19 protein-coding genes are annotated in these 21,994 nt (G+C 71.1%); 14 read left to right on the forward strand and 5 right to left on the reverse strand.

Annotated features, from left to right (window positions below; genetic code table 11):
* The first annotated feature begins 36 nt into the window (after positions 1-36).
* Both ACR9ZG_RS00225 and ACR9ZG_RS00230 read left to right on the forward strand, forming a co-directional pair.
* Positions 37-819 carry a hypothetical protein gene (locus ACR9ZG_RS00225; protein WP_481282803.1) on the forward strand — a complete coding sequence of 261 codons (783 nt, stop codon included), beginning with the start codon at positions 37-39 and terminating at the stop codon, positions 817-819.
* Positions 820-832: 13 nt separating this feature from the next.
* A complete protein-coding gene (locus ACR9ZG_RS00230) occupies positions 833-2,863 on the forward strand; it encodes a beta-galactosidase (protein WP_481282823.1) in 2,031 nt (676 codons plus the stop codon).
* Here ACR9ZG_RS00230 and ACR9ZG_RS00235 read toward each other — a convergent pair.
* On the reverse strand, positions 2,797-3,612 hold the full coding sequence (locus ACR9ZG_RS00235; protein WP_481282804.1) for an SDR family oxidoreductase: 816 nt from the start codon (positions 3,610-3,612) through the stop codon (positions 2,797-2,799). The two genes, ACR9ZG_RS00230 and ACR9ZG_RS00235, sit on opposite strands and share 67 nt — an antisense overlap.
* Before the next feature lie 102 nt (positions 3,613-3,714).
* Between ACR9ZG_RS00235 and ACR9ZG_RS00240 the strand changes: the two genes are divergently transcribed.
* From ACR9ZG_RS00240 to ACR9ZG_RS00250, 3 genes are all read left to right on the forward strand, one after another.
* A complete protein-coding gene (locus ACR9ZG_RS00240; protein ID WP_481282805.1) occupies positions 3,715-4,329 on the forward strand; it encodes a TetR family transcriptional regulator in 615 nt (204 codons plus the stop codon).
* 224 nt (positions 4,330-4,553) lie between these two features.
* Positions 4,554-5,132, forward strand: a complete 579-nt coding sequence (locus tag ACR9ZG_RS00245) for a hypothetical protein (RefSeq protein WP_481282806.1) — start codon at positions 4,554-4,556, stop codon at positions 5,130-5,132.
* Positions 5,133-5,171: 39 nt separating this feature from the next.
* Positions 5,172-6,215, forward strand: coding sequence for a WxL protein peptidoglycan domain-containing protein (locus ACR9ZG_RS00250; RefSeq protein ID WP_481282807.1), 1,044 nt, complete (start codon positions 5,172-5,174; stop codon positions 6,213-6,215).
* A gap of 10 nt (positions 6,216-6,225) precedes the next feature.
* On the opposite strand, the gene ACR9ZG_RS00255 is transcribed toward ACR9ZG_RS00250, so the two are convergent.
* Positions 6,226-6,447 (reverse strand): CsbD family protein, encoded by a 222-nt coding sequence (locus tag ACR9ZG_RS00255; RefSeq protein ID WP_481282808.1) that lies wholly within the window; start codon positions 6,445-6,447, stop codon positions 6,226-6,228.
* A 97-nt stretch (positions 6,448-6,544) separates the two neighbouring features.
* Between ACR9ZG_RS00255 and ACR9ZG_RS00260 the strand changes: the two genes are divergently transcribed.
* The gene (locus ACR9ZG_RS00260) at positions 6,545-9,238 is read left to right on the forward strand and encodes a hypothetical protein (RefSeq protein WP_481282809.1); all 2,694 of its coding nucleotides are present in this window, start codon (positions 6,545-6,547) and stop codon (positions 9,236-9,238) included.
* Between the two features lie 19 nt (positions 9,239-9,257).
* On the opposite strand, the gene ACR9ZG_RS00265 is transcribed toward ACR9ZG_RS00260, so the two are convergent.
* Entirely contained in the window at positions 9,258-10,931 is a 1,674-nt protein-coding gene (locus tag ACR9ZG_RS00265; RefSeq protein WP_481282810.1) for a PucR family transcriptional regulator, read from the reverse strand.
* Positions 10,932-11,104: 173 nt separating this feature from the next.
* Here ACR9ZG_RS00265 and dnaK point away from each other — a divergent pair, with 173 nt between their 5' ends.
* Genes dnaK through ACR9ZG_RS00305 form a run of 8 tightly spaced genes read left to right on the forward strand, consistent with a single transcriptional unit; the run spans position 11,105 to position 19,860 of the window.
* The gene (dnaK, locus tag ACR9ZG_RS00270; protein WP_481282811.1) at positions 11,105-12,985 is read left to right on the forward strand and encodes a molecular chaperone DnaK; all 1,881 of its coding nucleotides are present in this window, start codon (positions 11,105-11,107) and stop codon (positions 12,983-12,985) included.
* A gap of 13 nt (positions 12,986-12,998) precedes the next feature.
* Positions 12,999-13,547: a nucleotide exchange factor GrpE gene (locus ACR9ZG_RS00275; RefSeq protein ID WP_481282812.1), complete on the forward strand. Its 549-nt coding sequence runs from the start codon at positions 12,999-13,001 to the stop codon at positions 13,545-13,547.
* 4 nt (positions 13,548-13,551) lie between these two features.
* Positions 13,552-14,490 carry a DnaJ C-terminal domain-containing protein gene (locus ACR9ZG_RS00280; protein WP_481282813.1) on the forward strand — a complete coding sequence of 313 codons (939 nt, stop codon included), beginning with the start codon at positions 13,552-13,554 and terminating at the stop codon, positions 14,488-14,490.
* Positions 14,487-14,804 carry a chaperone modulator CbpM gene (locus ACR9ZG_RS00285; protein WP_481282814.1) on the forward strand — a complete coding sequence of 106 codons (318 nt, stop codon included), beginning with the start codon at positions 14,487-14,489 and terminating at the stop codon, positions 14,802-14,804. The genes ACR9ZG_RS00280 and ACR9ZG_RS00285 overlap by 4 nt, the downstream gene beginning before the upstream one ends.
* Entirely contained in the window at positions 14,795-17,446 is a 2,652-nt protein-coding gene (gene clpB, locus ACR9ZG_RS00290) for an ATP-dependent chaperone ClpB (protein ID WP_481282815.1), read from the forward strand. The genes ACR9ZG_RS00285 and clpB overlap by 10 nt, the downstream gene beginning before the upstream one ends.
* Positions 17,443-17,946: a thioredoxin gene (trxA, locus tag ACR9ZG_RS00295; protein WP_481282816.1), complete on the forward strand. Its 504-nt coding sequence runs from the start codon at positions 17,443-17,445 to the stop codon at positions 17,944-17,946. Before clpB ends, trxA begins: the two co-directional genes overlap by 4 nt.
* Positions 17,933-18,199 (forward strand): UBP-type zinc finger domain-containing protein, encoded by a 267-nt coding sequence (locus ACR9ZG_RS00300; protein WP_481282817.1) that lies wholly within the window; start codon positions 17,933-17,935, stop codon positions 18,197-18,199. The genes trxA and ACR9ZG_RS00300 overlap by 14 nt, the downstream gene beginning before the upstream one ends.
* Entirely contained in the window at positions 18,196-19,860 is a 1,665-nt protein-coding gene (locus tag ACR9ZG_RS00305) for an FAD-dependent oxidoreductase (RefSeq protein WP_481282818.1), read from the forward strand. Before ACR9ZG_RS00300 ends, ACR9ZG_RS00305 begins: the two co-directional genes overlap by 4 nt.
* 28 nt (positions 19,861-19,888) lie before the next feature.
* On the opposite strand, the gene ACR9ZG_RS00310 is transcribed toward ACR9ZG_RS00305, so the two are convergent.
* Positions 19,889-20,665, reverse strand: coding sequence for an endo alpha-1,4 polygalactosaminidase (locus ACR9ZG_RS00310; protein WP_481282819.1), 777 nt, complete (start codon positions 20,663-20,665; stop codon positions 19,889-19,891).
* Between the two features lie 58 nt (positions 20,666-20,723).
* Positions 20,724-21,767: an AraC family transcriptional regulator gene (locus tag ACR9ZG_RS00315; RefSeq protein WP_481282820.1), complete on the reverse strand. Its 1,044-nt coding sequence runs from the start codon at positions 21,765-21,767 to the stop codon at positions 20,724-20,726.
* Between the last annotated feature and the right edge of the window lie 227 nt (positions 21,768-21,994).

Raw genomic sequence — 21,994 nt, forward strand, 5'->3', positions numbered from 1 at the left:
GACGCGCTGAGGGTCCGGGTGGATCCCGAGCGGGGCATGACCCTCACGAGCCTCGTGGCCGGCGGCCGGGAGCTGCTGTGGACCACGGACGCGGAGTCCGATGGGATGACGGCCGGTCTCGGCGCCCTCGGCGAGGCCGGCGAGGCGTCCGTCGAGAACCTGGACTCGATCCTCACAGGCGGCTGGTTCGAGATGACTCCCAACGCGGGGCTTCCCGACCGGCCGGCCCGGCCTCCCGCGTACATGCACGGTGAGGGGGTCCGGAGCTCGTGGCGCGTCCGGTCGGAGGGCGCGGCGCACGTCGAGGCCGACCTCCTGCTGTCCTCCGAGCCCCTCGCCCTGCGCCGCCGCGTCGAGGTGCTGGGCGACGCGGTCCTCGTCACGTCCGAGCTGACGAATCGGGGGTCGGAGAGCCGCCCGGTGAGCCCCGGGGAGCACCCGTGCTTCCGCCGCGACGTCTTCGGCGGCGGTTCCCTCACCGTGCACGGAGTCGCGCTCACTGCGCGCGAGCACCCGTCGTCGATCCCCCTCCGCGCCGACGGGACGAGCGGGAACGCCGCCGTCCGGCTCACGGACCCGCGCGTCGTCCTGCGTGCCCCGGACGGCCTGGAGGTCGTGATGCGGGTGGACCTCGAAGCCCACCCGCATCTGGGCATCTGGTGGAACTTCTCTCCCGGGGGAGGCCGCGGTGTCGGCGCCTGGGACACCATCGCCCTCGAACCGCTCACCCGGTTCCAGGACGAGGTGCTCCTCCCTCCCGGGGCGACGTATTCGTCGCAGACGGCGATCGACGTCGGCTGGCGCGATGTCGCACGGTAGGAGGCGAGCAGTGATGTACTTCGGCGGGGACTACAACCCCGAGCAGTTCCCGCGCAGCGTGTGGGAGGACGATCTCCGGCTCATGAAGGAGGCGCGGGTCACCCTCGTCACCGTCGGGGTGTTCGCCTGGTCCCGGATCCAGCCCGCGGAGGGCCGGTTCGACTGGGAGTGGCTCGACACGGTCCTCGACAAACTCCACGCGGCCGGTATCGGAGTCGACCTCGCGACCGCCACCGCGTCGCCGCCGCCATGGGCCGTCGCCGCCTACCCGGACATCCTGCCGGTCGACGAGCACGGGCGGACGCTCTACCCGAACAGCCGCCAGCACTACGCGCCCACGTCGCCGAGCTACCGCCGGCTGGCCGCCGACCTGGTCGAAGCGATGGCCGGACGGTACGCCGACCACCCCGCCGTCGTCATGTGGCACGTCAACAACGAGTACGGCTGCCACGTGGCACAGGACTACTCCGACATCGCCCGCGACGCGTTCCGGCGCTGGCTCGCGGACACGTACGGCGACGTGGATGCCCTCAACCGCGCCTGGGGAACGGCCTTCTGGTCGCAGATCGTCGGCGGATTCGACGAGATCCTGCCCCTGCGCGTCGCGCCGTACTCCCGCAACCCGTCGGCGCTGCTCGACTACAAGCGGTTCAGCAGCGACGCGCTCCTCGACCTCTACGTCATGGAGCGGGACATCCTGCGCAGGCACGGCGTCACCGCACCGATCACGACGAACTTCATGGGCGCGTTCCCTGGCGCGGACTATTGGAGCTGGGCGAAGGAGGTCGACATCGTCTCCAACGACGTCTATCCGGACCCGAACGAACCGTTCGCGTACCGGGCCTCCGCCCTCGCGCACGACCTGATGCGCTCGCTGCGCCCCGGGCAGCCGTGGCTCACGATGGAGCAGGCGACGGAGGCCGTGCTGTTCCGGCCGTCGAACGCACCGAAGAGACCAGGCGAGATGGCCGCGCAGAGCATGCAGGGCATCGCTCGCGGCTCCGCGGGCGCCCTGTTCTTCCAGTGGAGGCAGTCGCCGCGCGGGGCGGAGCAGTTCCACAGCGCGATGCTCCCGCACGCCGGGACGGGCACCCGGGTCTGGCAGGAGGTCACGCGGCTGGGCCAGGACCTCTCCGAGCTGTCGCTCACCGGTGACACGGGCATCGGCGCGCGCGTCGCGATCGTGTTCGACTGGCAGGCCTGGTGGGCGATGGAGAGCGCAGACCTGCCGGTAGACGTCGCTTACGACGCGCTGATCGCCGAGTGGTACGACGCCTTCCATGCGCTGCACGTGCCCGTCGACTTCGTCCACCCGGGAAGCGACCTGAGCGGCTACCGGGCCGTCGTCGCGCCGATGCTGTACCTCCTCACCGAGAGCGGCGCCGCCAACCTGACCTCGTTCGTCGAGGCCGGCGGGCACCTCCTCGTCACCCCGTACACCGACATCGTCGACGAGAACAACGGCTTCCGGGACGGAGGCTTCCAGACGCTTCTCCGGCCGGTGCTCGGCGCGACCAGCCTGGAGTTCGGAGCCCTCGCGCTCCCCGCGGACGCGCCGGGCGGCGGCGGGCCGGGCGAATCCCAGGCACCGGCCGCCGGGCAGCCGGGCCGGTTCACCGGGCGGTATCTTGCCGAGCAGCTCGCGCTCCACGGCGCCACGCCGCGCGCGACCTTCACGGGCGGACGCCGCCGCGGGGAGCCGGCCCTGACGTCGCACGGATTCGGCGCGGGAGTCGGGTACTACCTGGCCACGCTGCCCACGGCCGCCGGGGTCGAAGCCATCGCGGTCTGGCTGCTCGCGGAGGCGGGCGTCGACCTCCCGCATCCGACCCTCCCGGAGACGGTCGAGATCGTGGAGCGTCACGACGCGACCGTGGTGCTGAACCACGGCGCCGAGCGCGTCACGGTGGCGGCGGTGGACCTCGCCCCGAACGAGTGGGTCGTGCTGCCGCCGGGAGCGCTTGGCGGGGAACCGAGCTACTTGCCTTCCGCCTCCCGCGAGACGTCGGCCCACTCGGCCCATTCGGCGAGACGCTGCTGGTAGATGTGAGGGGCGAGAAGGGTGGGCTGCTCGCCGAAGAACACGCGCAGCGGGGGCTTCTCGGCGTCGACGACCTTGAGGATGGCGGAACCGAACCCGACGGGCTTCGGCGCGGGACCGCCGGCCCTCGAGGCCATTGCGTCGTGGATGGCCTCGTACGGGGGCAGGGCGTCGGCGACGACGGCGGACGCGCCGTTCCAGTCGGTGTCGAACCCGCCGGGCTCGACGAGGGTGACGGCGATGCCGAAGCCGGCGACCTCCTGCGCCAGGGACTCGGTCATGCCCTCCAGGGCCCACTTCGATGCGTGATAGCCGCCGAGGGTGGGGAACGCCCCGACGCCGCCGATGGTGGAGATCTGGATGATGTGTCCAGAGCCCTGCTCGCGCATGATCGGGAGCACCGCCTGGGTGACGTGGAAGGCGCCGAACAGGTTGGTCTCGAGCTGGTCGCGGAGCTGCTGCTCCGTGATCTCCTCGACCGTGCCGAAGAGGCCATACCCGGCGTTGTTGATCACGACGTCGAGCCTGCCGAAGGTATCGCGCGCGGCCGTGACGGCTGCGGACACCTGGCTGCGGTCGGTCACGTCGAGCTGCAGTGGAAGAACGGCGTCGCCGTACTTCTCGACGAGGTCGCTCAGGGTATCGGTGTTGCGAGCGGTCGCTGCGACTCTGTCGCCGCGCTCCAGTGCGGCGAGAACGAACTCGCGGCCGAATCCCTTCGATGAACCGGTGACGAACCAGACTTTGCTCATGATGCTCCCTCCACGCTGGACGCCGCTCTGACGCCCTAGTGCGACTATATGCCCAACGTGACACCGAGTGTCAAACTCGCATCCTGGGGATATAATGAGCGCATGAGCGACGCGACACCGATTCCGATCAGAGAACGCACCCGCCGCCTCGCTCAGACCGAGCTCACGACGGTGGCGCAGGATCTGTTCCTGGCTCAGGGATACGACAACACCACCGTCGACCAGATCGCTGCCGCGGCGGGGATGTCCAAGCGCACCTTCTTCCGGTACTTCCCGTCCAAAGACGACCTCGTCATCGGCAAGTACGACCTCTTCGCAGACCGCATGGCCGAGGCTCTGGATGCCAGGCCCACCGACGAGCCGGTCTGGGAATCCCTCCGTCGCGTCTTCGACATCACGCTCGACTACGTCCAGGACGAGCATCAGCGCGCCCGCAACGACGCGATGGAGGAGATCGTCAGGAGCACGCCTCAGCTGTACGCCCGCTACCTGGAGAAGATGCAGCGCGTGCAGGAGTTGCTCATCGGCCGTGTCGCCGTCCGCCTCACCTCCCGCGATGACCTGCCGACCGACCCACGGCCGGCCGCGATCGTCGGCGCCGCGTTCGCCTGCATGCACGCTGCCCGCCAGGCATGGCTGGCCTCCGACCGCAGCGAGGCGTTCGGAGGCTACCTGGGCGACGCGATGTCGACGCTCCACATCGACCGGACCCTCTAGCGCCTGCCCGCGGGGCGAGGACTGCGCGAATCGGCCACATCCTCACGCCAAGCGGATGGTCGGCGGCGGTCGTCCCCGAATACCGTGAGACGTCGTCGAAGCTCCCCCTGCGAGACGGCACGGGCGTCGGCCCTTCCCTTCGGGTGGGAAGGGTCGACCGCCCGGTTGCTCAGACGGGGGCCGCGTCCACGACCTGTCCATCCCTCATCGAAGGCATCGATCCCATGAAGACAACCCACAAGATCGTCACGCTGGCAGCGCTCGTCGCCGGCTCGCTGCTGGTCGGCCCGGCGGCTCTCGCTTCGACCGTCACGCAGGCGGTCACCGGCGGGTCGCTGACCGCTTCCGCGAGCGACCTCACGCTGGCCTCGATCGCCACCGCCCACACCGACCAGAACAGTCCGGGATCCATGACCGTCACCGCCGACGACTCGACCGGCACCGGCGCCGGCTGGCACGTGACCGAGCAGGTGAGCGATCTGGTGTACAGCGGCTCCGCGGGCGGCGCCGACATCCCGGCGAGCAACTTCTCGGTCACCTCGGTCGGTGCGGCCGCGATGACGGCCGGGCAGAGCATCGACGTCACGGGGACCGACGGCGCCCCGACCGGTCCGCAGAGCGGCAACATCACCAGCGGCGTCACCGGGTCGCTGGACGGTCCCGTCACCGTGTTCGTCGCCGGCCCCGGCTACGGGCAGGGCACGTACACGCTGCCGGTGAATGTGAACCTCACCGTTCCCGCCGACAGCCGCGTCGGCACGTATACCGGCACCCTCACCACCACCATCACCAGCGCACCCTGAGCGGGTCGAGTGCGCAACCGTGTCCTCGGACGATTCGCCTTGACACTCCTCGCGGTGGCCGGTGCGGTCGCCGTCGGTGCCCCGCCCGCGCTCGGCGCGTCGGCGACGAGCGGGGAGGAACCGGTGCAGTTGAGCCTGACGCCGGTCGGGCAAGCGGGCCCGTACTTCGACCTGACGATGACGCCCGGACAGAGCCAGAACCTCCGCGTCGAACTCGGAAACCACGGAGCGGACGCCATCGAGGCCCGCACGTACGCCGCGGACGTGTACTCCATCGTCAACGGCGGGTTCGGGGTCGAGGATCAGAGCGGCGCCCCGACCGGCGCCACCACGTGGCTGGCATACCCTCCCGAGGTGCTGCACCTCCCGGCGGGCCAGGCCACCATCCGCGACGTCACGCTGACCGTGCCGGTGGACACCGCACCAGGCCAGTACATCTCGGCCCTCGTGATCGAGAACGCCGTTCCGGTCACCGGCGCCGGGGATGTCGCGCTGGACCAGGTCGTGCGGCGGGCGATCGCGGTGTCCATCCGTGTGCCGGGACCGTCGGACCCCGCCTTCGCGTTCGGCACCGCGAGCCACAGGATCGTCGGCGCCCGCTCCGTCGTGAGCGTCCGGATCAGCAACACCGGCAACGTGAACCTGAAACCCGCCGGCCTGGTGGTCATCCGCGACAGCACCGGCACGATCGTCAGCCGCGCGTCGGTGACCATGGACTCGTTCTACGCGCATGACGCGACGACGGTGGAGGCCACCCTCGCGGGCACTCTGCAGCCCGGCCGCTACACAGCCGGGATCACGCTGACGGACGACGCCACCGGCACCACCCGCAGCCGTGACAGCCTCCCGTTCGTCGTCGCAGCGAAACCCGTCGAGAGGTCGGTCGGCGCGCAGCAAGGCCAGTTGCCGCAGATCCTCCAGCCGGGCAGCGCTGCGGGCACGAGCGCGACGGTGATCATCGCCGGCCTTGTCGCACTCGCTCTGGCCGCGGTCGCGTTCGTCTCCGTCAGGGGCCGCAGGGCACGGGCGGCCGCGCGCGATGCGGCGGCCGGACGGCGCGCGGCGCCCGACCGCCGACCGTAGCGCCAGCGCCTCAGAGCCTGTCGGTATCGTCCCGACGGTCGCCGTGGGACGTGTCGGCGCTGTCCTTCACGTGCGCCTTCACGTCGGCGACCGTGTCCTTGATGCTGCCCTCCGCCTGCTCCGCCTTGCCTTTCACCACGCGCGAGTCGTCGTCGGTGATCTTGCCGATGACCTCGTCGACCTTGCCCTTCACCTTGTCGCTCTTCGCGTCGAACTTGTCGTCGATGCCCATGATGTCCTCCTCATGGATCGGATGGTTCCTCGATCGCCGGTCACCGTACGCGGGTGGGGGACGGTCCGGAAGGTGCCCGGGTGAGTAGTGTCGCGTCATGTCCGGAATGCAACGGCGTTCCCCGGCCCCGGTCGCGGCCACGCGCCTCGAAGCCGTCATCGCCCTCTGCGGTGTGGTCGTCACCGCCGTGCTCATCGGCGTCGTCCATGACGCCGGCGATCCGCTCTGGGTGCGTCAGCAGCTGCACCCGGCCGCAGGATCCGATGTCGCCCTCTGGCAGGTGCAGACCACCTTCCTGTCCGTCGGGTTCGCCGGACTGGCGATCGCGGCCCAGCTGTTCGCTGAGGCTCCCCTCGCGATCGGGGCATCCCGGGGCCGGGTGCTGGCCTATATCGGGGCCGGGTGGTTCGTCAGCGTGGGCCTGGCGGCGAACGCGGTCATGGCGATCGAGGCCATCTGGCTGCCGAGCGCGACCGGCGTCGCGATCGCGTTCCTCTGGTTCATCGCCACCGCCATCCTGCTCCTGGTCTCGACGTCGAGGCTGACCCGGCTCTTCGGCCAGCCCTCCCGGCTCGACGAGGTCGTGCGATCGTCCCTGGTCGAGACGCTCTCCGGTCGGATCGACCGGATGTCCCGCCGGTATGCTGACGCGACGGCAGGGCTGGACGAACTCGTGGCATCCGACGCGGCGGCCCGCTCGTCCACCTCCGTCTCGACGTTGGCGGTGCCGATCCCCGAGGCGGGGCGCATCGTCAGAGCGATCAGAGCCAAGGCCGTCCGCCAGGCGATCGCGTCGATCGGCCTCCCCGCTCTCCAGCACGGATCGGACGCTCGCGCCGGCGCCGACGAGTACGTCGCGCCGAGGGTCGTGCTGGACGTCCGTCCAGGGGACCGCACCAGGCTCGGCGAGACGGCCTTCCGGATCATCACCCCGGCCCCGCTGGATGCGGCGACGGGTGGCCGCGCCATCCGGCTCCTGCAATCCAGCATCGAGCTGGAGCCGCCGGGCGCGGTCACCCCCTATGAGGAGACCGAGCACGAGATCGCCACGCTCAAGGATGCGGTCGGCACGAACCTGCGTTCCGGGGCGCTGGCGACGGCGGAACGGGCGCTGGAGCTGCTCGGGCACGTGGTCAGGGGGGTGTGGGTGAGCCGAGGCGACCAGGAGGACCTGTCGCGGGAGGGGCCGTCGAGCCGCGGGGACGCGCTCACCCGGAGCATCAGCGAGGTCGAACAGGACGTCGTGCTGTCGCCGCAGGTGGCCAACGTCTTCATCGACGCGGCCACGGTCAGGGCTCTCGAAGCGCCGGGAACCGGTTCGTCCGAGTACGTCGACGAGTGCCTCCGCAGTTTCACGAGGCAGTGGTCGGACATCCTCCGCGAAGGAGGGCCGGAATTCGCGGCGTTGCCGCGCCGTATCGTCAGCCGCATCCGCGACCTCGCGGTGTACTCCCACCCCGCGGATGAGCCGGACGTCCTGCGCTCGCGCGGGGTCTGGGCGATGGTGGAGCTCGTGAAGCTCGCGCTCGACGCCGAGAGACCGGAGGTCGCCTCGATCGCGGCGCACGAGCTCAAGCGGCTCTTCGAAGGCGACGATGGCGCGGCCCGCTCCCACGTTCGCGCCGGTCTCCTGGTCCTCTCCGCCTGGCTCGGGTACCTCGCCGGCACCGGCGACCACCGCTCTCCGGCCGGCAAGGACCTCGAGGCGATCGTGCTCCCGGACGGATCCTGGCGCGACATCTTCGCGGCACGGGATGTGATCGATCGCGGAACACCGTTCACCCGATGGGAGGAGTGGGAGACCGAGCGCACCGCGGCCGGTCGCACCGAGGGCTCGGAACTCCCCGGGTTCCTCGATCGTGCGCAGCTGACGGCGCTCCTCTGCACGTCCGGAGTCCTGCCGGATGCGGAGGATCTCGAGACGGCCGCGGAGTACGAGCGACTGCTCCGGCTGATCCCCGACGGCACACGTCCGGCCGGCGCAGCGGAGGGGAACCTCAAGGAGAGGCTCGAGGAGGAGCTCGGCGAATGGGATGCCGCCGAGGACGATCGCCTCGCACGAGAGCCGTTGTCGGAGGCGCGGATCACGGCGCTCGCGGCGTCCCTCCGGGAGGCGCTCGGCGAGCGGGAAGGACGTGCGCATCAGGTCGCCGCGTGGATGCAGCGGCCGGAGATCGCCGGTGAATCGCAGCCGGTCCTCGGAATGAACTTCCGGGTACCCCGGGGCTATTTCGTCGACGCGGTTCTCACCCGCAGCGAGGCCGACGTCGAGTCGCTGGGCCGGATGATCGCCGGCGCTTTCGCGCAAGCGGAGGACCGCGAGTTCGTCTCCGTGCTGCGGGCGCTGGGAGGCACCCGACTCGAGCCCACCGCGGCGGCGGTCCGCAGCGTGGCGGAGATCCTCCGCGACGAAGGCCGGCATTTCATCCTGCTCACCCCCGATGGCGGCCTCGGCGGAGCGGAGCGCGCCTACCCGCCCGACGTCGCGGAGGAGCTGGCGCGCATCACGCGCATCGAGACCGGCGCGCTCGTCGACGAGGCGATCCTCTTCGATCGGCGGACGACGCTTCGGTGCTGCCGCGAACCCGAACGGCGCGAGGGGCTGTCGCCGGTGGAGGGGACGCGGCTGGCGCTCGGTGTGTTCGATGACGTCCGCGACCTCGATGGCTCGCAGGTCCGCGTGGCGGTCGGCGAGTACTTCGTGGTCCGGCCCGGCGAGGCGCCGAGCGTGTTCCGGCTCGGAGGTAGGACCGCCGAGCGCGTGACGGAGCCGTCCCGCGACGGAGCATGAGCGGCGTGGGGTGCGCCCGTCAGCGCAGGTTGTCGGTGAGGGCCGCTCGCGCCCGGACGGCGATGTGCAGGTTCAGCCGGGATTCGGGGTCGGCGAGGTCGAGCCCGCTCACCTCCCGGATTCGGCGGAGGCGATAGCGCAGCGTGCTGCGGTGGATGACGAGCGCGGCCGCCGTGCGGTCGTAGTTTCCGCCGGTGTCCAGGTACACCGCCAGCGTGCGGACCAGGTCGGTGCGGTGCCGGCCGTCGTGCTCGATGAGGGCGCCGAGCCACTCGCCGATGTACCGCTCCAGCCTGACTCCGTCATCCGACGTGTCGAGGATGCGGAGGAGGCCGAGCTCGTCGTGATTCGAGACCCCGAGCGGCTGCCGGGATCCGGTCCGGATGCGCAGCGCCCGCGTCGCTTCGGCGAACGAACGGGGGAGATCGCGCGCGGCGCAGCGTCCGCCGATGCCGATCGTGCCCCGCGCGCTGGTCAGGGCGGCGGACACCCTGTCGTAGAGCCGCGAGAGATCGTGGCCGTCTGCGACGACGGCGAGCGTCGCCTCGGGGTGCCGTGAGATCAGCGCGGGGACATGCATGGCCGCCAATTGATAGCGGACCGCAGCGCTGACGTCGACGCCGGTCGGCGTCGGGGACTCCCACGCGACGAGCACCACCCGGAGGAGGCCTCCGAGGTCGAAGTGCAGGGCTTCGGCGCGTGCGAGAGCATCGACGCTCTCTGCACCCGCGACGAGGTCGTCCACGAGATCGCGACCGAGCCGGAGCTCGACCTCTGCGACGCTGCGGCGGTGCGCGAGCTCGACCGCCAGGGTCGCACTCGTGTACTCGAGGGCGAATCGGTCGTCGTCGCTCCGGCTGTCGTCCGGATCGTAGATGCCGATGATCCCGAGCGTCTCACCACGCGAGCGGATCGGCGCCGACCGCCAGCCGGAACCCGGGCGCCCGGCCGCGGAGAGGTTGCCGACGGGCGCGACCGGCCCGGAAGGCCCCGCAGCATCGACGGCGCCCGCGAACGCGAGCTCGTTCCCGAAGGAGTCCTGGAGCACCACCGGGTACCCGGTGACCATGCTCACCGTTTCGACGATCCGTGCCTCGCCGCCTCCGGACCCGGCCGCGGCGATGATCGCATCGCGGACGCGCTGCTGCGCGTTCAGCCGGACGATCGCGGCGGCCATCGCCCGGTTGGAGGCCTCGTGCGCCTCCCCGAGCCGCCGCAGCTCCCGGGCTTGGCGACGTTCGCCGTCGATGAGCTCCGCGGCGGCGAGCGCGGCTCCCGTCGGCTCCGCGAGCGCGAGGAGGAGGCGCACCTCCGCGCTCGACGGGGCCCGCGCCGCCCGGATCACGAAGGCTCCCCGCACCAGGCCGGTCCCGCGGAAGAAGAGCGCGTAGCGCCACTCCGCATCGTCAGCGAGGACGCCGTCGATGCCCATTCTCTCCTCCACGAGGAGGTCGAGTCCGCCGTCCTTCTCTCCGGAATAGCGGACGAGGCGCCCGTCGGAGGCGACGTATGCGGCATGGACGACGCACCGGGCGATCTTCTCGGCCGCTGCCACAGCGAGGCGGAACGTCCGCCGGGTGGACGGACGCTCGAACATCGCGGAGCCCACCCTGAAGATGTCGTACAGCCCCGCCTGTGCCGTCGCATCGGGCCCGGGCTGCGCGACAGAGTTCGAAGAGCTCGACCGGTCCATCGCGGTAAACGCTAGCCCACATCCGCTGGCCCTGACAGTGCAAGGTCCTGACACTTTTTTCGCCCCGGCCGGTCGAGGAGCGAACAGCCCCGGGGGCGCACAATCCACATCGAGCCGGCATCGAGCGGACGACCGCGCGATCGACCACACGGACCACGACAGAGGAGCGTTCCATGGCTAAGGCAGTCGGCATCGATCTCGGCACCACCAATTCGGTCATCGCGGTCTGGGAGGGCGGTGAGGCGAGGGTCGTCCCGAACGCCGAGGGCGCCAGGACCACTCCGTCCGTCGTCGCCTTCACGGACACCGGCGAGAGGCTCGTCGGCCAGCTCGCGCGACGTCAGGCGATCCTGAACCCGAAGGGGACGATCTCCTCGGCCAAACGCTTCATCGGCCGCTCCTTCGACGAGATCGAGGAGGAGGCGAAGGCGGTCGGCTTCGATGTGGTGGCCGGCCCGAACGGCGAAGCCCGGTTCGACGTGCGGGGCAAGCTGTACGCTCCCGAGGAGATCAGCGCCCTCGTCCTGCGGAAGCTGGCGGACGACGCCGGCAAGTTCCTCGGTGAGAAGGTCACGGAAGCCGTGATCACCGTTCCCGCGTACTTCAACGACGCGCAGCGCACGGCGACGAAGGACGCCGGCCGCATCGCCGGTCTCGAGGTGCTCCGGATCATCAACGAGCCGACGGCGGCTGCGCTGGCGTACGGGCTGGACAAGCGGGAGCACGAGACCGTCCTGGTCTTCGACCTCGGCGGCGGCACCTTCGACGTCAGCCTGCTCGACGTCGGCGACGGCGTCGTCGAGGTGCGTTCGACCGCGGGGGACACGCACCTCGGCGGGGACGACTTCGACCGCCGCATCGTCGACCATCTCGCGGACGAGTTCCAGAAGGAGAACGGCATCGACCTCCGCAACGACCCCCAAGCCCTGCAGCGACTGTTCGAGGCGGCGGAAAAGGCGAAGGTCGAACTCAGCACGGTGAGCCAGACCCAGGTGAGCCTGCCGTTCATCACGGCGGACGCAGCCGGTCCGAAGCACCTGACGACCACGCTCAAGCGCGCCACCTTCGAGAACATCACCGCCGACCTGGTCGAGCGCTGCCTCGGCCCGGTTCGTCAGGCGATGGAGGATGCGAAGGTCACCGCGAACGACATCGACGAGGTCATCCTCGTCGGCGGCTCGACCAGGATCCCCGCCGTGCAGGATCTCGTCAAGCGCCTCACCGGCGGCAAAGACCCCAACATGACCGTGAACCCGGACGAGGTCGTCGCGGTCGGCGCGGCCATCCAGGCCGGAGTGCTGAAGGGCGAGGTCAGCGACGTCCTCCTGCTCGATGTGACCCCGCTCTCGCTGGGCGTCGAGACGCGCGGCGGGGTGATGACGCCGATCATCGAGCGCAACACCACCATCCCGGCGCGCCGGAGCGAAGTGTTCTCCACCGCGCAGGACGACCAGGACTCGGTCGAGATCGTCGTGCTCCAGGGCGAGCGCGAGCGCGCCGCTGACAACCGCGTCCTGGGCCGGTTCTCCCTGACCGGCATCAGGCCGGCCCCGCGGGGCGAGCCGCAGATCGAGGTCACGTTCGACATCGATGCGAACGGCATCCTCAATGTCACGGCGCGCGACAAGGACACCGGGGCGGAGCAGGGCATCACCATCAGCGGCACCACGAACCTCGACCAGGCCGAGATCGATCGGATGGTGCGGGAGGCCGAGCAGAACCGTGCCGAGGACCAGCGACTGCGCGAGGACATCGATGCCCGGAACGAGTTGGATGCCGCCGCCTACCGGGTCGAGCGGGCCCTCGCGGAGCATGGCGACTCCGCGCCGGCGCACGAGCGGTCGCGCGCCGAGATGCTGGTCGGCCAGGCGAGGGAGGCCGTCGAACGCGAGGTCCCCGCGTCGGAGGCGCGCGAGCTGACGAGCGAGCTCCGGCAGATGGACGCCGCCTTGTCGGTCACCCGCCCGGCCCAGGGAGCCGCCCCGTCGGACAGCGCCCCCGAGACCGGCGACACCGACGACGACGTCGTCGACGCCGACTTCGACCGGAGCTGAAGGACGCCGGGACATGGACACCTCGGATGCGCGCAGCGCCGCCGGCGGAGAGGAGCATGTCGCCCGCGACCCGCACGACGCGGGCGCCGAGCCGGCGGCCGGGCACGCCGCCGAGCCTCCGGGCGAACGGGACGCCCGTCTCGCCGAGTTGGAGGATCGCTGGCGGCGCGCGGCCGCGGACCTCGACAACGTGCGGAAACGCACTGCCCGCGAGCTCGCCATCGTCCGCGACGCGGAGCGCGCTCGCGCCGCGTCCGTCTTCCTCCCCGTCGTGGACGGACTGACGGATGCCGTCGTCTACGCGAGGCAGGTGGACGACCCGCTCGGCGAGGGCATGGAGTCGATCCGCGAGCAGGCCGTCACCGCCCTCGAGCGCCTCGACTACCCGCGCATCGACGGGGTGGGTGTGCCGTTCGATCCGCGCATCCACGAGGTCGTGTCGGTGGTCGAGAGCGACGATCTGCCGCCGCAGACCGTCGTGGCGGTCGCCCGGCTGGGATTCGGGACCCCCGAGCGGCTGCTGCGGCCCGCGAGCGTCGTCGTCACCCCGGCGCGGGAGTGACGCCGTGGCGGACGACTACTACCAGTTGCTGGGCGTCTCGCGATCGGCCGACGCCCAGGAGATCCAGCGGGCCTACCGTACGCTGGCACGGAGATATCACCCGGACGTGAACAAGCAGCCGGGTGCGGAGGACGCCTTCAAGGAGATCAGCGAGGCGTACCACGTGCTGAGCGACCCCGAATCGCGCGCCCAGTACGACCGGTTCGGACCGGAGTTCCGCCGGTACGCCGCGGCCGATCGCGAGTACGCCTCGCAGCCCGCCGGCGGTGCGCGCGGGGGAGGACGCGCCGGGGCCCGGCCGGGAGCGTCGGGGTTCAGCTGGTCGAGTGCGCAGGCGGGAGCGGGTCCGGGCGGTGCGTCGGTCGACTGGGAGGATCTCTTCGGCGACGTCTTCGGCTCCATGCGCGGGATGGACTCCGAGGCGGAGCTCGAGCTGACGGTCGACGAGGCCTTCCGCGGCGGTCAGCGGACGGTCGTCGTCTCGGGACCGGACGGCGAGCGCCAGACATTCGACATCCAGATCCCGGCGGGAGCACTCGACGGGCAGCGCATCCGCGTCTCCGGCGGAGGACGGCCAGGACGGCAGGACGGCGGTGCGGGCGATCTCGTCATCACGCTCCGGGTCAAGCCCGACCGGCGCCTCCGCCTCAACGGCAAGGACATCGAGATGGATCTGGCCATCTCCCCCTGGGAGGCCGCCCTCGGGGCGAGCGTCTCGACCCGTGCTCCGGGAGGGCCGATCACCGTGCGGGTGCCGCCCGGCTCGTCGAGCGGCCGGCGGCTGCGGCTGAAGGGCCAGGGGATGCCGCAGCCCGGAGGGCGGCCGGGCGACCTGTTCGCGCGGGTGAAGATCGTGGTCCCGCCCCGGCTCACCGACCGCGAGCGCGAGCTCTTCGAGCAGTTGAAGCGCGTATCCACCTTCGATCCGAGGTCGTCGTCATGAGCTCCCCCCTGCTTCCGGTCATCCCGCCCCGTCTGGATCTCGGGATGGTCGCGGTCGCATCGGGCGTGCATCCCGAGCTGGTTCGACGATTCGTCGATCTCGGGCTCGTCCCCGCCCGCGTCGACACGTCGGGCCGGCTGTGGTTCACCCCGGACGCGCCGGAGCAGGTGCGGCGGATCGTGCGGCTGCACGCCGACCTATCGCTCAACTACGCCGCCGTCGCACTCGTCATCGACCTGCTCGCCAGGATCGACGTGCTCGAGGGGCGGCGGTCGGTCCTCCGCTCCGGAAGGGAGACTCCGCCATGGAGATGAACAAGCTGACCCAGAAGTCCCAGGAGGCCCTGCAGGAGGCCCAGAGCATCGCGAGCCGGAACGGTCAGACCGAGACCGAGAACGAGCACCTCCTGCTCGCGCTGCTCACGCAGGAAGGCGGTCTGATCCCCCGGCTGCTCGAAGCGGCCGGCGCCGATCTGGCCGTCCTCCTCGCCGAGGTGCAGCAGGCGATCGAGCGCAAACCGCGGACGACCGGGCCCGGGGCGACGCCCGGTCAGGTCTTCCTCTCCAAGACTCTGGCGGCCACCCTCGACCGTGCCGGGAGGGAGGCGACCCGCCTCAAGGACTCCTACGTCTCGGTCGAGCACCTGCTTCTCGCGCTCGCCGACGATCCCGGCGGCAGTGCGGCCGCGCGGCTGCTGCAGGGCAACGGCGTGAACCGGGAGAGCTTCCTCGACGCGCTGACCGCCGTCCGCGGCAATCAGCACGTGAACTCCGCGACTCCCGAGCAGACCTACGAGGCACTGGAGAAGTACGGCCGCGACCTGGTGGCCGACGCGCGCGCCGGGCGCCTCGACCCGGTCATCGGGCGCGACACCGAGATCCGCCGGGTCATCCAGATCCTGTCGCGCAAGTCGAAGAACAACCCGGTGCTGATCGGCGAGCCCGGTGTCGGGAAGACGGCGATCGTGGAGGGGCTGGCGCAGCGGATCGTCAACACCGACGTCCCAGAAGGGCTCCGCGACAAGACGGTCTTCCAGCTCGATCTGGCCGCGCTCGTCGCGGGCGCCAAATACCGCGGCGAGTTCGAAGAACGGATGAAGGCCGTCCTCGCCGAGGTCGTGGCCGCCGATGGCCGCATCCTCCTGTTCATCGACGAGCTCCACACCCTCGTCGGCGCCGGTGCGACCGAGGGCGCGATGGATGCGGGGAACATGCTGAAGCCGATGCTCGCCCGCGGGGAGCTCCACCTCATCGGCGCGACCACGTTGGACGAGTACCGGCAGCACATCGAGAAGGACGCGGCGCTCGAACGGCGCTTCCAGACCGTCCTGGTGGACGAGCCGAGCGTCGAGGACGCCATCTCGATCCTCCGCGGGCTCCGCGAACGACTCGAGGTCTTCCACGGGGTGCGCATCCAGGACAATGCGCTGGTGGCGGCCGCGACGCTCTCGCACCGGTACATCACCGACCGGTTCCTGCCGGACAAGGCCATCGACCTCGTCGACGAGGCGTGCGCCCGGCTGCGCACCGAGATCGACTCGATGCCGGCCGACCTCGACGAGCTCACCCGGCGGGTGACGCGCCTCGAGATCGAGGAGGCGGCCCTGGAGAAGGAGCAGGACAGGCCGAGCCGGCTGCGTCTCGAGGAGTTGCGGCGCGAACTGGCCGACCTGCAGGCGGAGGCGAACGCAAAACGTGCCCAGTGGGAGGCCGAACGCCAGGCCATCCGCAAGGTGCAGCAGCTCCGCAGCGAACTCGAGCGGGTGCGTCGCGAGGCCGAGGACGCCGAGCGCAGGTACGACCTCAACCGCGCGGCCGAGCTGCGCTACGGCAGGCTCGCCGAGCTCGAGCGGCAGCTCTCGGCCGAGGAGCAGCGGCTCCAGGAGAAGCAGGGCCGGCAGCGCCTCCTCCGCGAGGTGGTGACTGACGAGGAGATCGCCGAGATCGTCGCGGCCTGGACGGGCATCCCCGTCGCCCGGCTGCAGGAGGGGGAGCGCGCGAAGGTGCTGAAGCTCGACGAGGTGCTGCACGAGCGGGTGGTCGGTCAGGAGGAGGCGGTGAGACTGGTCACCGAGGCCATCATCCGAGCACGCTCGGGCATCCGCGACCCCCGGCGGCCGATCGGCTCCTTCATCTTCCTGGGACCGACAGGGGTCGGCAAGACGGAGCTCGCGAAAGCCCTGGCCAGCGCGCTCTTCGACAGCGAGTCCGCGATGATCCGGCTCGACATGAGCGAGTATCAGGAGCGCCACACCGTCAGCAGGCTGGTCGGAGCCCCTCCCGGATACGTCGGGTACGACGAGGGGGGTCAGCTCACCGAGGCCGTGCGCCGCCGGCCGTACTGCGTCGTCCTCTTCGACGAGATCGAGAAGGCGCATCCGGATGTGTTCAACACGCTGCTCCAGGTGCTCGACGACGGCAGGATCACCGACAGCCAGGGCCGCACCGTCGACTTCCGCAACACCATCGTGATCATGACATCCAACATCGGGGCGGAACACCTGCTGACCGGCTCCCGGGACAGCACCGGGGCGATCTCCCCGGACGTCAAGGAGCTCGTGCTGGCCGAACTGCGCGGCCGGTTCCGGCCGGAGTTCCTCAACCGGGTCGACGACATCATCGTCTTCGCACCGCTCGGCCTGGAGCAGATCGAGTCGATCGTCGACTTGCTGATGGGCGACCTGGCGCGCCGCCTCGCCGAGCGGCAGATCGGGCTCGAGGTGACTCCCGAGGCGCGGCGCCTGATCGCTGAGCGCGGATACGATCCCCTGTACGGTGCGCGGCCGCTGCGCAGATACATCTCGCACGACATCGAGACGCGCTTGGGCAGGGCGCTGCTCTCGGGAACGGTCCGGGATGGCTCGACCGTGCGTATCGACGTGCGGGACGGCGACATCGCCGTCGAGGCGGTCGAGTCGCCGGCGGTGTCCGACGCCGAAGCGCAGGCCCCGGTATGAGCACCGCCGGCGCCACCGCGGTCATCCGCTGCCCCAACTGCGGGAGGAGGAACCGCGTCCCCGTCGCTGCGAGCGGACGCCCGCGCTGCGCGAACTGCCATCGATCCCTTCCGTGGATCGTCGACGCCCTCGACGACACGTTCGCGGAGATCGCCGAGAACGCCGACCCGCCCGTGATCGTCGACATGTGGGCCGCCTGGTGCGGCCCCTGCCGGATGGTCAGCCCGGTCCTGGAGGAGCTGGCCACCGAGCGGGCGGGAGAGGTGAAGCTCGTCAAGGTGGATGTCGACCAGGCGCCTCGGTTGTCCTCCCGCTTCGCGGTGCAGGCCGTCCCGACCCTGATGATCCTGGACCACGGGGAGGTCATCGCCCGCCAGGCGGGGGCGGCACCCGTCGCCGTGCTGCGCCGCTGGTTCGATCACGCGATGACGCGACGACGGCACGAGGAGCGGACGGGCGGCGACAGCGACCGGGACGGGGTGAGCCGTGACCGATCGTAGGGATCCCCATGTCGCCTTCATCCGCCCCGTCGCTCCGCGGACTCCTGGCGCGTGCGAGGACTGCTTGGCCCTCGGCACGCCGTGGGTGCATCTGCGGTTGTGCCTGACCTGCGGCAGGGTCGGCTGCTGCGACGCCTCGCCGATGCGGCACGCGCGGGCGCACGCCCTGCACGTCGGGCATCCGATCGTCCGCTCGCACGAGCCGGGCGAGGACTGGCGGTGGTGCTACCTCGACGAGGACTACGTGTGGTGAGCGGCGCTCGCCCCGACCCGTCGGCGGCGGAGACCCCGGACGCGTTCGGGGCGTACCCCCGGCTCACGCCCGCGCAGCTGCAGGTGCTGAGCGAGCACGGCAGCACCCGCCGGGTCGCGCACGGCGAGGTTCTCGCGCGGGCGGGGGAGCCGCTCGGCTCGTTCTTCGCGGTCGTCGAGGGGCGTGTCAGCGTCGACGGCGGCGACCCCGACGCCGGGGAGGCGCGGATCGAGATCCACGGACCCGGCCGCTTCGTCGGCGACATCGGGCTGCTGGAGGGGCAGCCTTCCTTCGCCACGATCACCGCGCTCGAGAGCGGCACGGTGCTCGCCGTGCCGATACCGGCCCTGGAGCGGATCGTGACCGGCGACCCGTTGCTCGGCGACGTGATCCTGCGCGCCTATCTCATCCGGCGGTCGATGGCGATCGGCTCCGGGGCGGGGCTCCGCATCGTCGGTTCGCGGTTCTCGCCGGACACCCGCCGGGTGCTCGACCTCGTGGCGAGCAACCGGATCCCGCACCGGCTGATCGAACTGGAGGGCGACCAGGGGGCGGAGGTCATCGTGCGACGGTTGAGCCTCGCGGTCGCCGACCTCCCCGTCGTCATCATCGCCGGCTCGAGGATCCTGCGCCATCCGACCATCGCGGAGCTCTCGAAGACGCTCGGCATCCGGAGGTCCGGCCCGCGCCCGACGTGCGATCTGCTGGTCGTCGGCGCGGGTCCGGCCGGGCTGGCCGCGACCGTGTACGCCGCCTCCGACGGGCTGTCCGTCGTCCTCGCCGACGCCGTCGCCACGGGCGGGCAGGCCGCCCGATCCGCCCGGATCGAGAACTACCTCGGATTCCCCGCAGGGATCCCGGGTGCGGAGCTCGCCGAGCGTGCCCGGCTTCAAGCCGTCAAGTTCGGTGCGACCGTCTTCGCGCCGGCCGCCGCTGAGGATCTCGGCGTCGCCGGAGGGGTCCTCACCGCCCGGTTCTCGGACGGAACGACGGTCTCCCCTCGCGCGGTCGTCGTCGCGTCCGGGATGGAGTACCGCCGCCTGTCGGCGAAGAACCTCGATCGCTTCGAGTACACGAGCGTCTACTATGCGGCCACGGTGAACGAGGCGCGCGAGTGCGGAACCGACCCCGTCGTGGTGGTGGGCGGCGGCAATTCGGGCGGACAGGCGGCCGTGTTCCTCGCCGGAACAGCGTCCCACGTGGACCTGGTCGTGCGCGGGGCGGATCTCGGTCACGACATGTCGCGATACCTGGTCGTCCAGGTCGAGGGCCACCCCAGGATCACGGTGCACACGCGATCCGACGTCGTCGAGGCCACCGGCGGCTCCCGGCTCGAATCCGTCGTCGTCGAGCACCGGCCCTCCGGCGCACGCGAGGAGCTCCGCACCGCCCATCTGTTCGTCTTCATCGGGGCGGTCCCCGCGACCGGGTGGCTCTGTCCCGCCGTCGACAGAGACGAGCGCGGGTTCCTTCTCACCGGTCCACGACCGGGCGCCGTCGATGCGCGCACGCGGCCCTTCGAGACGTCGGTACCGGGCGTCTTCGCCGTGGGCGACGTGCGCAGCGGGTCGGTCAAACGCATGTCCGCGGCGGTCGGCGAGGGGGCGAGTGTCGTGAAGATGGTGCACGACCACCTCGCAACGGGAGGCACCAGGCTCTGACGCCGGCGACGGCGCGCGACGGAATCCGTCAGCAACTGCGGTAGACGTACCCGTCGTCATCGGGGCCGACGAGGGAGTGATCCCGCAGGATCATGGCCTTCGGCCGCGACGGGTTCGTGCATGCGCTGCTGAAGCCGTCGATCCCCAGCTCGTCGGCGTATTCGATGTCCATCACCACCGGGTAGACGGCGGTGTACGCCTCGCATTCGGAGTACAGGTAGCAGGACTCGGTCACTGCGAAGTCGTAACCCAGCGCCTTCAGCTGCCGCGCCTGGTCGGCCGTGTTCTTCTGCGCGATGGCCAAGCCAGCATCATGGGCGATCCGGGCGTACTCGGCCGCGAGGGAGAGGTTGTCCTTCAGGGACAAGGCGCCGCGCGAGCGGGTGTACGAATCGAGGTTGTCGATCTCGACGGCCGCGAATCCGCTGCGTGCACAGCCCCGGATCCATGCGCCGACGATCCTTTCCAGGGCGTTCCGATCGTCCTCGGTCGAAGTGTCGAAAAGGTGCTCGTCCGGCCACCCCGGGTCGACGAGCGGTCCGTCAGGTGTCTGCAGCAGAAGCTCGGGATGCTCGGCCGCGAAGTCCTCCGACTCGGCGGGCTGGGTCTGGAACCCGTTGACGTAGCAGATGTCATAGCCGGCTCCTGCCGGCACGGCGGTACGGTCGCGCTCCACGACGGTGACCCCCTCCGGCGGCGTGGAGGCGGCGCCCAGCTGATAGTCGAACCGGGCGCCGGCGGGCGGCTGCCGCACCGACGCGCCGCAGCCTGTCAGCGCGACAACCGCGGCGAGGATCAGGATCACGGGTGGGAATGCCCGGTGACGCATTCTCGGCTCCTCTCGTCGGCCGGTCGAGCAAGGGTCACGGGGAAGACCGGCGGTTGCGTCCGCGGGGTGCTCCAGCCGAGAGACCGCGGACGCCGACCGACCGCAGCGTCTCCGACGGGTGCTCCCCGAAGGCGGCGCGGTAGGCCGCCGCGAACCTCCCCAGGTGGAGGAACCCCCACCGCGTGGCGGCGTCGGTCACGCTGTCCGTCCCCGGCGCGCCGCGGGTGAGGTCCTCCCGCACCTTCTCCAGCCGGACCGTCCGGAGGTAGGCCATCGGTGTGGTGTCGAGGGAGCGGCGGAAACCCTGCTGCAGGCTGCGCGCACTCACCGACACCCGTGCCGCCAGCTCGACCACCGTCCACGGATGCGCAGGGTCGGCGCGCAGCAGCTCCACCGCCTGCGCGACGGGGCGCGCGCCCGGCTCGGGGGCGGGGCGCTGCAGCGCGGCCGAGTGGTTGTGGGGCTGGGCGAACAGCAGCGACTGGATGAGGACCTGCTCCAGGCGCAGCTTCACGAGCGGATGCGCGAGCGGGCCGCCCTCCATAGCGGAGGCCTCGTCGATCGTCCGCAGGGCCTGCACCATCATGCGGCCGCCCGGCCCGGTCAGGTCCAGCTCGCTCGTGTACTCCAGCGGGCGGATGGACTCCCGGCCCAGCAGGCGCTCCAGTTCGAGCTGGAGCTCGGCGCGGGGGATCATGACCGACAGCTGCGAGAACCACTCGCTGCAGTCGAGCCGCACCGGCTTGCCGGGGGTGAAGACGCCCGCTGTGCGCGGTGTGGCGTGGATCTGCGGCCCCACGCCCGCCCTCATGACCGCCCGGCCGTTGACAGGGATGTCGAGGTGGTAGTTCTCCGCCTCGGCGGTCTCGATGCAGACCTCCTCCCGGAACTGCATGAAGCCGCAGGTGACCCGGCCCACGTCGAGCGCGTTGAGGATCATGTCGATCGTCCCCGAGGGGCGCGCGAACGGGAAGTCGACGGGCAGGAAGACCTCCGACAGCGCCTGCCGCGCCTCCTCGACGCTGCGGCCCGACGCGACGCGGTGAGCCGCGAAGAGCTCGCCTCGGTCCGGAAACATGCCGAGATTGTAAGCACGTCTCGGCCAGTGCCCTGACCGTTCCGAGGACCGGTCGTTCGCGAACGGGACGACCGCGTTCGCCCGCCGGATAGTGACCCCCGAGGGCCGCGCTTAGCGTGATTACGAGGTCGACGTGTCCGACCCGGGGGGGGGGGGGGGGGCCCCCGGGGGGGGGGGGGGGCCCCCCCCCCCCCCCCCCCCCCCCCCCCCCCCCCCCCCCCCCCCCC

This window comes from Leifsonia sp. KNZ12-8B, assembly GCF_056755495.1.